Raw genomic sequence first — 16,443 nt, forward strand, 5'->3', positions numbered from 1 at the left:
GTGCGAGTCAGGGGCGAGTGGGGGCGATCGCAAACTCCACCCCCTCGTTCTCACGATAATCGTAACTGAGGTGATCTGTCACATGAATATCGGCGTCGAGTCGTTGTCTCATCCAACCGTTGGGGGGAGCCATTCGTTATGGGATATAGAGAATTGCCATGGTATAATAGCCAGTATTAACAATTTTCTAAATTGCCATGACTCTCGAACAAGAAATACGAAATAAGTCCTCTCAAGTCTCGACAAACTCTTATTCAATGTCCGTCAATGAACTGGTTTCCATGTATCGGGACGGAGAGTTAAACATTCATCCTGAATTTCAACGCTTTTATCGTTGGACAGTCGGACAAAAATCACGATTTATTGAGTCCCTTCTCCTGGGTATTCCCATTCCACCTATCTTTGTCTCAGAACGGTTAGACGCTCATTGGGATGTGATTGATGGCTTGCAACGACTGTCAACTATTTTAGAGCTAATGGGAGAACTCAAAAATGAGGAGGGCATTATACAAGAGGAGTTATGTCTAATTGAAACTCGCTATCTTCCTAGCCTCAAGAATCGAACCTGGTCAGCCAAGCAAGGAGAACAGCAATCGTTACCAGATTCGGCAAAAATCAAAATAAAACGAGCTAGGCTGGACATTAATATTGTCAAGCAAGAGAACGACGAAATTGCAAAATATGAAATTTTTCAACGATTAAATACCGGGGGGTCTCTGGCGACCGACCAAGAAGTCCGTAGTTGTATTCTCATCATGAATAATCGTGAGTTCTTCCTCTGGCTGCAAAAACTTTGTGATTTTACACCATTCAAAGACTGTCTAATTTTAACAGATCGTGCAATTGAAGAAGCATTTGACCTAGAGCTTATCACTCGTTTTGTGGTCCTCGCAACCTGTCCAACCTCCCAGCTTAACGGTATCAATGAGTTGGGAACCTTTTTGACTGACAAGATTGTTGAGATTGCCAATGATGATAGTTTCAACCAGAACGAGGTTGAAGATGTATTCAAAAAGACATTTGACTATCTCTCCAAGCAATTTGGAGAAAATAGCTTCAGAAAGTATAATCACAAGAAAGAAACCTATATGGGAGGTTCTCTCGTGTCTTTGTTTGAAATCGTTGCGGTGGCCTTGGCACGAGTTCTATTAAATGGTGGTGACTTGCCTAATGAGTCTGAATTTGAAAAGGCTCATCGAGATTTAAGTCAAAATGAGACCCTAAAGGAATTCACTAAATCTGGGGTCAGGTCTTCAACTCGTATTCCTAAAACAATTAACTTTGGTCAGTCTATGTTGGAACAATGGGTAAAATCAGAACAATAGATGACTTGTTAGATAGCCTAGCCTCTGAGAGTCAAAGACGTAAACAGGAAATGATAACTTTAAATTTTCTCTTAGATGGTCGGCGAAAACATGAAGTCAAAGTAATTTGTAGAAGCTCGGTTGTCTTGGCTTACGCTCACTGGGAGCAATTTGTCCATCATGCCGCTGAGGTCTATATCAACTATGTTGATAGTCGGAGACTCTCCCTTGATAAACTTTCTCTTAATCTTCAGATAGTTGGCTGTCAAAGACTGATTAAAAATGTTATCAATTATAAGTCAGAATTCGGCTATCAAAGTCAGTTAATTGAGCAATTAAAATTGAAATGTTCAGAAACCGTGACCCTTCGATATGACGAAATGAAACAGAAATCTAATTTGGATGCCGAAAGTTTTCAGAGAATCTGTGAAATCCTAGGTATTGAGACGACGTTGTGGAGGGATAAATATGGCTTTATCAATGATTTATACAGGACTCGATGTAATATCGCCCATGGAGAACTTTCCAGCGACAGCCCTCAAGTCGAGTATGCCAAAGAAGTGTTAGATTTTGTGATTCACGGGATTGATCACTTCAAAACCGATATCGAAAATGCAGCCCTGAATAAGGACTATTTACTCTAGTGTTAAACCAGTTCTCTCACCGTTCAATCGGCTCGTTCCCCGACAGGACTGACGAGGAACAATAGTGTTAAAAGGGTCGATAGTCAGCCGATTCCCGATTAGGGGCGAGTGGGGGCGATCGCAAACTCTATCCCCTCGTTCTCACGATAATCGTAACTGAGGTGATCTGTCACATTGGTATCGGTCAGTTCCAGGTTATAGAAGTCCATCGTTTCCGCCTCAAAATAGGGGCCAGCGTGCCACGTGCCGCGATGTAACTTCACAAAACAGGTTCCGGGGATGTGGAAAGCTTTGAGGCGGGTTGCGTCGGGGCGTGGGCCGTCACTGGGAGGGGCAACGGCCAGGAACCAGTCCTGTCCTTGTAAGGACCCGAGGCATTGGGTACAGCGGCTATGGCGGGTAATTTGATGGAAGCGATCGCCGCGATGTTGCAGGCGCATTAAATAGAAGCGAGGCTGTCCCTGGTTTAAGTCTAATTGGGCCTCTTGAGCGTCAAAGGGTTTACCGTCGTCTTGAGGGGTAATCAGTTGCCCGTAGGGGGCAAAGTTCTCGACGGTAATAGGTTCGGGGTGAAGTTCTCGATACGGGGTCATCCTTGGTGTGATTGGGGAGATGAACAAGGCGATCGCCCTCTCATCATAACTCGTCGGGGTTGATGCCCTGCGATCGCAACAACTCGGCCAGTCGTTCCCCCCGTTGGCGTTCCTCTTGCAATTCCCGTTCCCGTTGTTCCCCCCGTTGGCGTTCCTCTTGCAATTCCCGTTCCCGTTGTTCCCCCCGTTGGCGTTCTTCTTGCAATTCCTGTTCCGCTCGTTTAGCCCGTTCATCCCCCGTCAACAGCAAATGACCCTGACTGTCCCACCAACGCAGCCAGGGTAACACCACATTGCCATAACGTCCTTGCCAAATCCCCAACTCAACCCCCAGTTGTGGAATTGGATAATGACCCCGTTCATTGGCAGGGACGAGTTCATAGCGGTTTTCCACGAGGTGATAGACCTCGACTTGGGCCTTTTGAACCTCGTAAATTCCATAAAAGGCAGGGCGGATAATCTGTTCATAGACCCAGAACTTGCCGGGTTTTTGACGGCTTTCCGATGTGCGATCGAGGGGAGTGCGATCGCGCTCCTCGGAACCATCCCCTGAGACAAACTCAAGGGCAATTAAGGGGGGAATCCACTCTTGCCACAAGACATAAGAACGACGCATCTGTCCCTCAAGAGTCGGCGGGACATTGGGAACATAAAACCAATCTGGACATTCGGCCCCCCGTTCTGGGGGGTCTGTTATCCGCCAATAAATGCCACAATCTTGGCCAATGGCATAATGTTGATCTGGATGTAGTTGCTCTAAGACGGGTTGAAGGGAATCCGTCAAGACGAGACTTTGGGGATGCTCCTGAAAGTTTTTCACAAAGGTTCCGTCGGAGTCCGGGAGTTGGGTATGATCCGGTAGGGTCTTTAGATCCGGTTCTGAGGATTTGGCGATGGTCATAATTGAAACGGGTTCTTAGAAATTTAGCCAGATGAGGCGATCGAGGGGAGTGCGATCGCCCACCGCACCCCCCGTCATGGGATAGAGATATTGCAATTGTGGCCCATTGGGGGGACTACAAATCTGGTAGCCAGTCGTCGGCCCTTCACCGGAGAAACAATTAAATTGCTCCCGATTAGGACTGTCTCCCCAAGCCATCCCCACCCGCACCCCCTCGGGCCCGGGAATGGAGGGGTCAACAATGGTAATGCGGAGAATCCCCGCCTGGGGACGATTTGGGTTTTTGGGGTCAAGTTGCGCCACCTGAGTCTCCCCATCAAAGACGTCAATCACCGGATAAGACTCTCCCTCCTGGGAGATGACCCCAGTTTCGACCCGATATTGGGGAAGTTTACCCTGAATGCGATCGCCCTCAAAAGGAGTCTCCCCAGAAATCTCCCCCCAGCCAGCATTGCTTAAGGGGGGAGGAGAGGCTTGCACCTCCTCCTCTTGGCCAATGGGGAGACTCGCGTCACTGTTCAAATCCTGACCACAGCCTGACGCCAGAACCAGAGTCAGTAACGCCAATCCCATGAACCCAAGTTTTGGCTTGGCCATTTCCTTAACTGCTAACCGTCGTCTGTTGGACTTGAGGTTGGAACTGGAAGAGAGAGTAAACCACATCACGGCGGATATCAATCATCATCTCTAAGAACAGCTCATAGCCTTCACTCTTATACTCAATCAGGGGATCTTTCTGACCATACCCTCGCAGACTGACCGATTCACGCAACGCATCCATCTGTTGTAAATGTTCCCGCCAGAGGGTGTCAATCCGTTGCAGAATGAAGAACCGTTCCGCCTGACGCATTAACCCCGGCTGAATTTTATCCACCTGGGACTCTTTCATATCGTAGGCGATATGAACCTGCTCATGAAGGAAGGTTTTAATCTCGTCAACCGCCATATCCTCCAATTGAGTCGGCTGTAACTCCTCTAGGAGATAGACAAACTGCTTGACTTTGTCCACCAACTTATCGAGATTCCATTCTTCCGAGGGGAGTTCCGGGTTGATGTAAGCATCTACGATGTCATCCATCGTCATTTCCGCATATTCAATCACCCGCTGCTTCAGGTTTTGCCCTTCCAACACCCGGCGGCGTTCCGCATAGATAGCCCGACGTTGATTGTTCATCACTTCGTCGTACTCAAAGACCTGCTTACGGATATCGTAATAGTAGGTTTCCACCTTGCGCTGGGCCCCTTCGAGCGATCGCGTCAACATCCCGGACTCAATCGGCATATCCTCTTCCACGCGAAAGGCGTTCATCAAGCCGGCCACGCGATCGCCCCCAAAAATCCGCAACAGGTTATCCTCCAAACTGAGGAAAAAGCGCGTCGAACCGGGGTCACCTTGGCGGCCCGCACGACCTCGCAACTGGTTATCCACCCGGCGAGACTCGTGGCGTTCCGTACCAATTACGTGTAAGCCACCCCGTTCAATCACCAAATCATGTTCTTTTTTGGTGTAACTCTCGTAATGTTCTAACAGTGCCTTATAAACGTCCCGCAACTGAGCGACGACTTCATCTTCCGTGGGGGCCTTCTCCGCCGCAATGGCGATGCGTTCCTCCGCCTCTAACTCCGGCAAACTGCGTTCACCATACACCTTCACCGCATGGTCCACCATCTCCTTGAGTTGTTTCTCCAACTCCGGCGTTAACTCAACGGGAAAAATCTGCGGTGAGGCTTTCCAAGTTTTCGGTTTAGCGACGGTATCAAAGCCTTTACCCTTACTGCGGCTACGACTGGCCAACGTCTTAGGTTGTGCAAAACTGGCTTCATCCTCTGGTTTCACCAACCGGGGCATAAAATACTCCCGCAGTTTCAAGCGGGCCATATAGTCAGCGTTCCCCCCAAGGATAATATCAGTCCCTCGTCCCGCCATGTTGGTGGCAATAGTCACCGTCCCACCTCGTCCGGCTTGGGCGACAATCTCTGATTCCCGCTCCACGTTTTCTGGCTTAGCATTGAGGAGGTTATGGGGAACCTGCAACTCACTCAGCAGTGTGGACAAAACCTCCGATTTTTCCACACTGGTGGTTCCCACCAACACCGGGCGGCCCTCCTTATGTTTTTCCGCACATTCTTCGGCAACCGCTTTCCACTTGGCCGGTTCAGTTTTATAGACCACATCGGATAAATCTTTCCGCAGCAAGGGACGATTGGTGGGGATAATCGTCACCCGCAACTTGTAGATTTTCTCAAATTCCGACTCTTCAGTTTTCGCCGTTCCCGTCATCCCGGCTAATTTGGGATAGAGCAAGAAGAAGTTTTGATAGGTAATCGTCGCCAGGGTTTGGGTTTCCGGCTGAATCTCCAGATGTTCCTTCGCTTCAATGGCTTGGTGAAGTCCATCACTCCAGCGTCGCCCTGGCATCACCCGTCCAGTAAACTCATCCACAATCACCACATCTCCATCACGGATGATGTAGTTGACATCCTTAACGAAGAGTTCCTTCGCCTTAACCGCGTTGAAAATATAATGGGCCCAGGGGTCTTCCGGGTCATATAAATCGCTCATTCCCAGTAATTCTTCTGCCCGAGCAAAGCCTTCGTCAGACAGCAGCACATTACGGGCCTTTTCGTCAACCTCATAATCTTGAGGTTCGTCTTCCGTCCCCCGGACCAACTGGGCCGCCACGTCAGCGGCGCGGCGATATTTCTCACTGGGGCGTTCTACCTGACCTGAGATAATGAGGGGGGTCCGGGCTTCGTCAATCAGAACTGAATCGACCTCATCAATGACGCAGTAGTTGAAGGGCCGTTGCACCACTTCCTCGATGGAGGTGGCCATGTTGTCCCGGAGATAGTCGAAGCCTAATTCGGAGTTGGTGCAATAGGTGATATCGCAGTTATAGTTTTTGCGTCGTTCATCGGGGGTCATTCCCTGTTGAATCAGGCCCACGGAGAGGCCCAGGAAGCGGTGAACTTGTCCCATCCACTCCGCATCCCGCCGGGCCAGGTAATCGTTGACGGTAACGACGTGAACCCCTTTGCCGCTGAGGGCGTTGAGATAGGCGGGAAGGGTGGAGACGAGGGTTTTCCCTTCCCCGGTTTTCATTTCCGCAATTTCGCCGTTATGGAGGACGATTCCCCCCAGAACTTGCACATCGAAGTGGCGCATTCCCAGGACTCGCCGGGAGGCTTCCCGAACCACCGCAAAGGCTTCTGGGAGAATCTCTTCGAGGATGTCATCTTCCTCCTCTCGGTTGCGGGCCTTGGACAACTGTTCCCGGAACTCAGCCGTCTTGGCTACCAACTCCTCATCAGTTAGGGGTTGGATATCTTGCTCAAGAACCTTGACATCCGCTACAAGCGGCTCAATCTTCTTGAGTTTCCGGGTGTTGGGGTCGCCGAACAGTCGTTTAAGCATAGGAGGAGCGGGAAGCGTCTATAACAAGAGTTGGCGATCGCACGCTTGGGGACTGAAGCGTCGGTATCGCGTTGAGTCAATGGATTGAAACAGTATATTTATGTTAATCCTACCACTGCAACCCGACTACTGAACGGGGGTGGAATCCCCCTTGAGTAAGACGGGGCCATCTAAGCCGAGAAAGTTAACCACATCGGCGGGGGTTTGCCGGGAGGGGTTAATCTCGGGGTCCACCACACCCGCGACTTGCAGGGCCTTGGTGACGAGTTCGGAACAAAACAGCCGGGATAAGTCTTCTGGGCCCGAAAGTCCAAACCGTTCCCAGAGCTTAATTCCTGCTCCCAAGACATGGATGTTGTCGTAGGGGACACGCTGACTATGGGTTTCTCGTAACCAGGCTTCCATTTTAGATCGGCCTTCGGGAGATAGGGGGTCTTTGAGGGGAAACCACCACACGGAGCCATCGTACATAAGGGTGCGTTTGGAGAGCCAGTTCATCTGCACGCCTTTGATGAGTTCTTGCCCTCCTTTTGATGCGGCTTGGTGGCGGGTTTCAGTGGTGGACTCGACGACTAGGACACTATCCCCGAAGCCGCCTCCCATGCTAGCGGTGAGGACGATTCCCACATGGGAGTAGATGGAACCTGTCCCCCACTTAATGACGTCGGAGAAGCCAGTGTTGCCGGAAAAGCCAATCACATCCCCGGTTTTCATTTGGGGACGATGTTGTTCATAGCGGGCCAAGATGCTTTCCCGGCGAAAGGCGTTGCCAAAGGCAGCTCCAGTTCCCATCGGTGAGATCCTCATGTTGGTCGTTTCTCCCGATGATACCTTAGGGGGGAAGGGAATAGGGAAGAGGGAGAACCCACCCCTGCCCCTCCCAAGAGGGGATTTTTCGCCCTGACAAGCCGGAACGCATCGCTTAGGATTTGTGGCAGATCGCACTTTGGAGGATGATTATGAGCCGATTGAATCAACGTAAACCGTGGCGTTATCCCTTATCTTTGCTGGTGTTGGGGACCGTTTTGGTGACGGGGGCGATCGCCGCTCGGACGTTTGGAAGTTCGGGACGACGGGGGTTTAGTGGGAATCCGGGACGGACGGGGGAGTCGGGACTGGATCAAACCCTAATTGTGGATGGCCAGCCCAAATCTCTGCAATTGATGGGATATTCGGGAACTGATGGGAGGAGTGGGGGCCATGGGGAGGATGCTCGCAACTGTTCTCAACCCAGTGGCGTGAGCCATAATTTGCGCGGGGCCAATGGCGGTGATGGCGGTGATGGCGGTGATGGCGGTGACGGGGGCGATGGGGGAAACGTGAAACTCTATTATGAAGAGTTAGAGCAGTTGCGGGAGATTTTTGTGGATGCTCGCGGTGGCCAGGGGGGGTATGGTGGCGATGGCGGCTATGGCGGCCGGGGGTGTTCCTGTCGTCGTCGTAGTTGGACAGTGAATGATCGCCGCTATCACTGTAGCAGTGGCAGTTGGGGACGGCGGGGACGCAATGGCCGCACGGGGAGAGATGGAACCCTGGGCCGGTTGCAGATTGTGGAGGGAACCACTCCCCTGGAACCAGAACAGCCGACGGCGGAATTGCGCTTGTCAGATTTTGAGCGGCCCTTAGCGTTATCTAAGAATGTCTGGTTGCGTCGGGGTGGGGCCCGGTCTTTGTTAGCGTCGGGATCGGTGGTGGCGGATGAGTATGAGGAGTTTGTGGAACGTCTGGAGCGATCGGTTGCTTTGGCCTGGGAGAGCGATCGCCCTCAGTCGCAGTTTTCTGATCTCGATGTCAGCTTAACCTTGACGGCGAATGACACCATTGAGGCCAGTTTTCCCGATGACCTTTGGGTTCAGGGGGCTATTGTGGAAGATGAGGGGTTAACGACCTATCAAATTGATACCATTTTGCGGGAAGCGGAAGCTACCGAGTTGGCGATCGCCGATGCGAATCGCAATCCTCGTCAGTTTAATCTGGCTCTGGTGGATACGGCGCAACAATCGGAGATTTTAGACACGGAGTTTGTGGTTAAAATTCGCTCGACGGGGTCGCGGGTGGGATTCCGTCATATGCAGAATTACCAAACCCGCTATGAGGGAGAGATTCCGGCTCATCTGGTGTCCCGAGAGCATAATCGCTTTGTCCTGGATTTATCGGGCCTTCCCTTGGAAACTCGGGATTTCCCCTCTCGGGCCCAGGTGGAGGTGGAACTGTTGATTACTCGTCGTTTGGGAGACCATGAGGCGGAACAAACGGTGCTGTGGCAAGGACAACTGGATTGATGGTTAATATCGAGATCTGACTGGAGTGAGTTGAGCGGCGTGCATTTTTAGAGCGCATTGAACGATTAGGAATTTTGCTCGCTTTGTTTTCGATATTTCGTTAAAATATTTTGGTTTTATCTATCATGATTGGAACAACTTCAGCCCTAGCGAAGTATAAAGATCTAGTCCTCAAACTTCAAGAAAAACATGAAATAACAGATAAAGAAGCCCTGGAAATTTTAGAAGCCAGAAACACTCTTCATTATGTTCTGGATGAAAATAAAAAAATCCCTCAAAACGTTATTTTGGAAATAAAAAATCACGACGACATTCTCAGGAAATATGGGTATCGTATTACCGCAGTTTTAGATTTAAAGAGTCATCAAAAAGCAGCGCCTAAAAATCTCGATCACTGGTGGTGGGATGCTGAGGAGTTAAGTAAGCAGCACCCTCTGGATACATTTGATTTTTTAATTAAACCACTTAGTATTGGAGCTTGGTCAGTATGTTTGGGATTTTTGGCAGCCATCATAACTCGCTTTCTTTCTACAAGCCCCGATATTTTGGGAGGCATAACAATTTCATTATCAACATTGGTTACTGTATCAAAAGCCAAAACAGACTTTACCCAAGCAGGCAAAGAAAGCCTAAAAGAAATGCTGACTAAACTTAAGATACCTATTTATTTGCATGAGGAATTCAAGCTTGGATTAACGCTTATTCTCGTGGGTTGCTTTTCGCTTTTATGGCTTCGTCTTCCAGAGATTTCAATGTGGTATTTGAAGCAAGGACAAGATGACTTTAGAAAAAACCAGGTTGGCGATGCAATTAGCAATCATAAAAGAGCAATAGCAATAGATAATAATAATACAAGAGCTTACCAGAGCTTGGGATTCTTGTACGAACAAATACAGCAATATGAAGATGCAAAAGAGTATTATAGAAAAGCACTTTTTAGTAGTGGTGGACTAGACTTAGGAAATCCAGACGAAAAAAATATATATTTGTTAAACTATAAAAAATTAGGTCGAATGTTTATTTTCAATGAACAGTATGAGGAAGCTGCACTTATCTTAGAAAAAGGTTTATCTATGTCAGGCACAACGGATTTAGTTGGCAGAGCATGGGTAGAGTATGCCTTGAATTCTCACTTAGGATACGTTCGATATCAGTTGGAACAGCACAAGGTTGCCCATAAAAACTCAAGAGTTGCTATCTCGTTGCTAGAGAACTATCCTGTCCTCAAACGCCAATCAGGTTTATCTCTTGGTTTGCCGTACTGTGTCATGTCACAAGTTTCTGTTAAGCTGGACCCGGATATGGAGACATACTATAGCTGTAGGTGCTCCCAGCTTAGTCAACCGCTCAATCGACTGGAATCGGAGTTTTTATATCAAATACTTGAAGAAAGCTCTGATGATACTTGTTTTGAAGTACCAGGTCAAAGTGGTGATGTTGATTATGACGATAGTGTTGAGGACTTGAGAAATTACGGAATGCCTCCTTTTTTAAGGGATTCTGCTCCTAGTAGATAGTTTTGTTACGAAAAGTTGAATGAGAGTATCTTCGGAGTATTCGGCACTCATGGGCGATCAGGTAGATAAGGGGCGAGTTGGCGGGCAAGCTGGGGTAGGTCATTCGTCGCGACTTGCCACAGGAAATCGAGATCCACGCGATCGCCCTCATGAAGTATGATGTCTTGCATTTCGATGATCTGACTCCAGGGAATGTGACTGAGTTCATTGCGAGCCTCATCAGACAGACGGCGGGCAGCTTCACCGACAACTTCCAGGCGGCGAACGATCGCATCTTGTAGCATTCTATCCTGTTCCAACTCGGGCCGGCTTTTGCCACTGAGATACTGTTGAACGAGGTCGGCGCAGTAGGCAATATCGAGAAGGGATTGTTGATCGCAGTCAGTCATGGTTCACGATAAAAGGGTTGAGCCGTTCCCAGAATAGCGGCGCGACGGATGGGATTATGACTCTGTTCGATCGCCCGGCGAGTCACCAAATCGACAGGGCGATTCTCAAACAAGAGACTCAGTTGTCGTTCGATACTGTCCAGGTCAAAAAAGGTGATACGAGCGGTATCAGCAAACGTGACCAGTACATCGATATCACTATCGGGGCGAAAGTCATCGCGCAAGACAGAACCGAACAGTTCCAGTTGCGTAATCTGCCAGCGATCGCACAGTTCCCTGAGTTGTTGGCGATCGACCGTGAGATTCGGACGCAGGGCGATCGCAGTCTGGGAGAGGTTGGAGTTAGTTGAGGTCATGGTGCAGGTCAGGGTGGGATTTGTTGCATGGGATACAAAATTGTAGGGGCGAAAAATTTTTCGCCCCTACAGAGATTAACCATTCAGAATGACGGGGCCATTAAGACTTCGCCGATTTCGCCTCCAACGCCTCCAAACGACTGAGAAGATCCCGATTGAGTTTCTTCATCTTCTCCAACTCCCGACGCAGGCCCGTTACCGCCTTGTCCGTTCCCAGCTTCTTCTCCACCGCCTCGATCGCCTCCTCGGCCACCCGAACAATCCGGCCATCAGCAGTTTGTTCCGCAATCCCTTGTAAAATCGCGATCGCCCCCGAGGTTTCCATCGACTTCAACGCCACCACAACAGAACGTTGAGTTAAAAAGAACTCCTCCCGGGCCAACTGTTGTAAGCGCGTCAACGCCCGCTCAGCATCCGCCGCAGACTGTCCCGTGGAAACCGTCCCCAGGGCCCGAATCGCCCCCAAACGCAGGGACTGGGGAACTCGCACATCGGTATAGTCGAGAATCAGATCCAACGCCGCCGCCTCCGTCTTAAACTGACTCAGGCCCGCGATCGCCCCCAAACGAACCACCTCATTCCAACCGGCCTTCGTCTCCAACACCGTCTTCAAACGAGCAATGACTTTCTTCGGCTTCGGTTTCTCCCCAGGGAGTTTCGCCCCAATCACCCCCAACGCCTTCGCCGCCGAGGCTTCCACCAAATAACTGGCGTCGCCCTGTTTCAAAATCGACTTCACCGCCTTATAACTGGCCCGAGTATTGACCTTAGCTAAGCCATCCACCACCGCCCGACGCACGCGGGGATTCTCATCATTCAATCCCGCCACTAAGCCATCAAAGGCTTGGTCAAGGTTGATTTTCGCCAACTGCCCCGCTATCTCAACTCGTACCCCCCAAAATGGCTCGGATTTAAGGGCTTTTGCCAGGGCTTCCACCGCCTTCAAACTGCCCTCTTTCGCCAAAGCTTCAGCGGCATAAATGCGGGAAATGGGATCATCATCCTGAGTTAACTGGGCGATGAGATTGGGCAGGGGATAGGTCAACTTTAAGGTTTTGAGGACCGTATTGCCCACATCAAAGGTGACATAACTGGGTTTTTGGGGGAGGGCAAAATAAAAGGTCTGTTCCGGTTCGCACAGATGGACTGTAAACCGTTGGGCCGTGTCGTCTTCATAGCCAAAGGCAATAGGAACATTCAGGTCAAACAAATTTCGGTCATACAGAGTATTTCCCTCCTTCGCTTGGCATTGCTTCACCGTCACTTTGGCAATTTGGTCTTCCTTATCCCAACTGTAACTGACCTCAAAATCAGGATGACCGCCTCGGAATACATATTGGTCGAATAACCCCTGTAAATTGCGTCCAGTGGCTTCAGAAATTGCCCGCAGTAAGTCCACCGTTCCCACCGTGGAATGGGCATTTTGATTCACGAAATGGGCGATCGCCTTAAAGAATAACGCCTCACCCAACTCACAGCGCATCATATGATAGACACAAGCCCCCTTCTCATACAGGTGGCGATCGTACAACTCAATGGGTTCGCGATAGACATTGGTAACAATCGGCCGACGATAGCGGCGTTTATCCTCATCGAGATAGCTGCGGGCTTCCTGCAACAGATAATACGCCCCCGCATCATGGCCATACTCATATTCCGTCCACAAGACTTCTGCATAGGAGGCCATCCCCTCCTTAATCCAAGCCTGGGACCAATGTTCAATCACCAACAAATCGCCAAACCATTGGTGAGCTAATTCATGGGCCACCAGACTTTCACTGCGTTCATTGTCCAGGGCCGCCCGTTCATCCAAAAGACAACGGTCTGTCAACAAGGTTGTTGAGGTATTTTCCATCCCCCCAAAAATGAAATCAGCCACGCAAACTTGGGCATATTTCGGATAGGGATACTCATAGCCAAAAGCATTACTGAAAAACTCCACCATGCGGGGGGTTTTGCCCATGGTGCGTTTCCCATCTTCAACGCGATCGCGCTCTACATAATAGGTCATGGGTTTGCCATGCCACTCATCACGAATCTCGGCAAAACGACCCACCGCCAAGGTCATCAGATAGGTGGGATGGACTTGGGCCTGTTTCCAATGATAAATTGCCTCATCTCCCTCCTCTTCATGGCTGAGCAGTTCTCCATTAGAAATAGCCATAAACTCTTGAGGAACCCGGACGCGAATTTCGGAGGTGGCTAACTGTCCCGGATAATCGAAACAGGGAAACCAAAAGCGGGAATCTTCATCTTCCCCCTGAGTCCAAACTTGGGTGGGTTTATCGGGTTCCGCCTCGGTGGGCCCAACAAAATATAAGCCCCGGCGCGGTTGTTTAACGCTATAGTCAATCTTGAGAACCAGAGGAGTCTCAGGAGTGGTAGGGTCACTCAAGTCAATGGTGAGGGTTTCTCCATCGGCTGAGAAAGCTTGAGGCTGGTTGTTCACCTCAACCCCCTTGATGTTCAGTTGCATCGCATCCAGATGTAACTGGGTGATTCCTGCTCGGACTGGGGTTAATTGGATCTGGCAAGTTCCAGAAAATCGCTGTTTGGGGATGTTTAAGACTAAATCTAGAAAAATATGGTTGACCTGTCCCGGACGGTCTGGGGTGTAATGGGGACGTGCGCCGGGAAGTTCAAAGGCGTTACTGTTGGAATCAAAATAGAGATTAGACATCATAGAGGTTAGACAGATGAGTCAGGCGCAGAAGGTGAACAGGTTATCGTAGACCGAGGCGATCGCCCAACTGACCCAAAGGACAGCTCTAGGTCTACGGTAGGTCTCCGGACAGTGGGGGTGACGATCGCCCCCTATCCCCAGTGTACTGACTCCCGCGCTCCTTCATGGCCTCAACGGAGTTAGACCCCCCAGCTAGCCGCGATTTGCTCATCTTCAGCATCTCCCATGAAACACCGTCAAGAGTCCAAAACCAAGCCTCGCCTTCGGGGTCCTCTGACCATCACCGCCACCGTTCTCCTCGTCACCGGGGCGATCGCCTATGGCTGGTTACGCCTGCGTCCCACTCCCCTCCAAACTCCCCTCGATGGGGCTAAGACCGTTCCTGGCGACGCGGTGATGACCGCCTACATTGATATGGACCCCGCCGCCTGGGAGCGATTACGGCGTTTTGGGACTCCCGAGGCTCAAGCTTGGGTGGAGCGACAGATCACCCAGTTACAAGAAAACCTCTTAGCCTCCACCCAATTAGACTTTAATCGTGACCTCAGACCCTGGATGGGTAATGTCATGTTAGCTTTAGTTCCCCAGGCTGAGTCCCCGTCAGATAACCCATCCCAGGATTGGCTGGCCCTCGTGGGCATCCGTGATAAATTACAGGCCATGGCTTTTGCCAATCGCGTTAGACAAGACCAAGAGACGGAGGTTCAGGAACAAACCTATCGCAACATCACCATCTCAACGGTGACCCCCAACGATCGTAATCCCCAGTCCTATAGTTTGGCGATTTTAGGGGATTATCTCGCTATTGCGGAGTCCGTCGAAACCATCAAAGCGGCCATTGATACCCACAAAGACGGTTCCTCCCTAGCTCAGCAGGACGACTTACAAAATCTCTTGCGATCGCAGCCGGTCGAGCAACCCCTCATTCAGACGTATATCCGTAATATCGACCATCTCCCCCAGTTCAACGCATCCCCCAGAGCGGTCTCCACGAATCCCGCCCCAACGGCCCTAGTCACCGGAGTGGGTATCACTGATCTCGGCTTACAGGCCCGCACCTTCATCCAGTCCTCGGACTTCGCCTCTCCCTCTCCAGGGATACAACCTCTTCCCCAATCCCGCCTTGATCGCTTCCCAGAAAATACCCTAGCCCTTGTAGAAGGTCATCACATCGATCGCAGCTGGACCCAATGGACGAACTGGCTTGAACAAACCCCCAACGGACGACAGCTATTACGAGAATTACGGGGAGGCGTGGCCCGATTAGGACTCGACCTCGATCGGGACTTGGTCGCCCCCTTGGATGGCCCGGTGGCGGCGGGACTAATTCCCCATCCTGGGGGCCAGGGACTCTCCGCTGCTATTGGGATTGGCGCAATGGCCTTTGTCGAAAGTAGCGATCGCAGCACCCTAGACAATAGCCTAAGCACCATCGGTGGCTTAGTTCAACGGCGCTTAAACTTACCCATACACGTTGAGTCTAGCTCAAGGCAGGGTCAGTCCTTAACCCAATGGAAGTTATCCTTTTTTGGCGTAGATGGAGAAACTCTCCTCGGCTACAGTTGGCTAGAACCGGACTTACTGGCCCTGGGAGTCACGGGTCCTATGGTAGACCTCTTTCTCAGTTCTCCTCAGCGGAGTCTGGCCCAAAACCCCAGCTTTCGCGAGGTACGGGATCTATTCCCAGAAGGCTATGAGGGCTTCCTCTTTGCCAATGTCGAACAAATGCGTCACGCTTTCGACCTGGTGATGCTGCAAACCCAGGAACTGCTGAACACCGAAACCATCATTCTCTTGGAAACCGTACGGGCGATCGGGATCGCAGCTTCCCCGGTCCAGGATGGAGTCTCGACATTGGATATTCATATTCCCCTAGTTCTCGCCGATTGAACTTGATGAGTCTTGATTGTTTAACACGATTTAGGATTTTTTGCTTTAATGTTTAATAATTTTTTATGAATGGCAACCTAACGTATCATTCTCAATGATACTGAGTCATCTCCAGATGACATCAAAGCAGTCATGATCGGAAAAAAAGCCCGATTCGGTGATTTAAGACAGTTTTTCTGCGGTTTGAGCCATCCTAAGCTCCCTGGATTCATCACCCGAGACTTAAGATTGGCAAACTTTAAATTATCATCCTACTCAGGACTAAAGAACTCCCCCTTGACCCCATCAGGGGATGATGGACCTGCCTTCAACTTGCAGATTTTTAACGGTCTAACTATACTAAAGTGGGAAGCTAAGGGGTTATTGATCACGAACTTGTGATGCCGTGGCTCTTAGCCCTTATTAGGACAACCCTCTATCTCCATTTCTCCAAACAACCCTTCTTACTCCCAACCCTCCCCAAGTGGTG

General features: G+C 50.3%; 14 protein-coding genes. 5 read left to right on the forward strand and 9 right to left on the reverse strand.

The features are described from left to right. Positions 1 to 7 precede the first annotated feature (7 nt). On the reverse strand, positions 8 to 133 hold the full coding sequence (locus NEA10_RS20900; protein ID WP_258719042.1) for a hypothetical protein: 126 nt from the start codon (positions 131 to 133) through the stop codon (positions 8 to 10). 64 nt (positions 134 to 197) lie between these two features. Between NEA10_RS20900 and NEA10_RS15360 the strand changes: the two genes are divergently transcribed. Together NEA10_RS15360 and NEA10_RS15365 are read left to right on the forward strand one after the other, a co-directional pair. Continuing rightward, positions 198 to 1,325 carry a DUF262 domain-containing protein gene (locus tag NEA10_RS15360; RefSeq protein ID WP_252662125.1) on the forward strand — a complete coding sequence of 376 codons (1,128 nt, stop codon included), beginning with the start codon at positions 198 to 200 and terminating at the stop codon, positions 1,323 to 1,325. After that, positions 1,304 to 1,948, forward strand: coding sequence for an MAE_28990/MAE_18760 family HEPN-like nuclease (locus NEA10_RS15365; protein WP_374111780.1), 645 nt, complete (start codon positions 1,304 to 1,306; stop codon positions 1,946 to 1,948). Before NEA10_RS15360 ends, NEA10_RS15365 begins: the two co-directional genes overlap by 22 nt. Before the next feature lie 98 nt (positions 1,949 to 2,046). Here NEA10_RS15365 and NEA10_RS15370 read toward each other — a convergent pair whose 3' ends face one another. The 5 genes from NEA10_RS15370 to NEA10_RS15390 form a co-directional block, all read right to left on the reverse strand. Then, entirely contained in the window at positions 2,047 to 2,541 is a 495-nt protein-coding gene (locus NEA10_RS15370; RefSeq protein WP_252662127.1) for an ureidoglycolate lyase, read from the reverse strand. 43 nt (positions 2,542 to 2,584) lie between these two features. Then, positions 2,585 to 3,442 (reverse strand): Uma2 family endonuclease, encoded by an 858-nt coding sequence (locus NEA10_RS15375; RefSeq protein ID WP_252662129.1) that lies wholly within the window; start codon positions 3,440 to 3,442, stop codon positions 2,585 to 2,587. A gap of 15 nt (positions 3,443 to 3,457) precedes the next feature. After that, positions 3,458 to 4,039 carry a DUF1131 family protein gene (locus NEA10_RS15380; protein WP_252662131.1) on the reverse strand — a complete coding sequence of 194 codons (582 nt, stop codon included), beginning with the start codon at positions 4,037 to 4,039 and terminating at the stop codon, positions 3,458 to 3,460. Between the two features lie 4 nt (positions 4,040 to 4,043). Next, a complete protein-coding gene (secA, locus tag NEA10_RS15385; protein ID WP_252662133.1) occupies positions 4,044 to 6,857 on the reverse strand; it encodes a preprotein translocase subunit SecA in 2,814 nt (937 codons plus the stop codon). A 126-nt stretch (positions 6,858 to 6,983) separates the two neighbouring features. Continuing rightward, positions 6,984 to 7,649, reverse strand: a complete 666-nt coding sequence (locus NEA10_RS15390) for a C40 family peptidase (protein ID WP_252662135.1) — start codon at positions 7,647 to 7,649, stop codon at positions 6,984 to 6,986. 167 nt (positions 7,650 to 7,816) lie between these two features. On the opposite strand from NEA10_RS15390, the gene NEA10_RS15395 reads away from it, so the two are divergent. Then, positions 7,817 to 9,139 carry a collagen-like protein gene (locus NEA10_RS15395; protein ID WP_252665424.1) on the forward strand — a complete coding sequence of 441 codons (1,323 nt, stop codon included), beginning with the start codon at positions 7,817 to 7,819 and terminating at the stop codon, positions 9,137 to 9,139. A 110-nt stretch (positions 9,140 to 9,249) separates the two neighbouring features. Then, positions 9,250 to 10,656, forward strand: coding sequence for a tetratricopeptide repeat protein (locus NEA10_RS15400; protein WP_252662137.1), 1,407 nt, complete (start codon positions 9,250 to 9,252; stop codon positions 10,654 to 10,656). A gap of 47 nt (positions 10,657 to 10,703) precedes the next feature. On the opposite strand, the gene NEA10_RS15405 is transcribed toward NEA10_RS15400, so the two are convergent. The 3 genes from NEA10_RS15405 to NEA10_RS15415 all read right to left on the reverse strand — a co-directional run bounded on the left by NEA10_RS15405 (position 10,704) and on the right by NEA10_RS15415 (position 14,081). Beyond that, positions 10,704 to 11,045, reverse strand: coding sequence for a HepT-like ribonuclease domain-containing protein (locus tag NEA10_RS15405; RefSeq protein ID WP_252662139.1), 342 nt, complete (start codon positions 11,043 to 11,045; stop codon positions 10,704 to 10,706). Beyond that, positions 11,042 to 11,401: a nucleotidyltransferase family protein gene (locus tag NEA10_RS15410; protein WP_252662141.1), complete on the reverse strand. Its 360-nt coding sequence runs from the start codon at positions 11,399 to 11,401 to the stop codon at positions 11,042 to 11,044. The genes NEA10_RS15405 and NEA10_RS15410 overlap by 4 nt, the downstream gene beginning before the upstream one ends. Before the next feature lie 100 nt (positions 11,402 to 11,501). Beyond that, positions 11,502 to 14,081 (reverse strand): M1 family metallopeptidase, encoded by a 2,580-nt coding sequence (locus NEA10_RS15415; RefSeq protein ID WP_252665374.1) that lies wholly within the window; start codon positions 14,079 to 14,081, stop codon positions 11,502 to 11,504. Positions 14,082 to 14,309: 228 nt separating this feature from the next. Here NEA10_RS15415 and NEA10_RS15420 point away from each other — a divergent pair, with 228 nt between their 5' ends. After that, positions 14,310 to 15,974, forward strand: coding sequence for a DUF3352 domain-containing protein (locus tag NEA10_RS15420; RefSeq protein ID WP_252662143.1), 1,665 nt, complete (start codon positions 14,310 to 14,312; stop codon positions 15,972 to 15,974). Positions 15,975 to 16,443: the final 469 nt, after the last annotated feature.

It is taken from the genome of Phormidium yuhuli AB48 (assembly GCF_023983615.1).
In the GTDB taxonomy this organism is placed as follows: Bacteria; Cyanobacteriota; Cyanobacteriia; order Cyanobacteriales; family Geitlerinemataceae; genus Sodalinema; species Sodalinema yuhuli.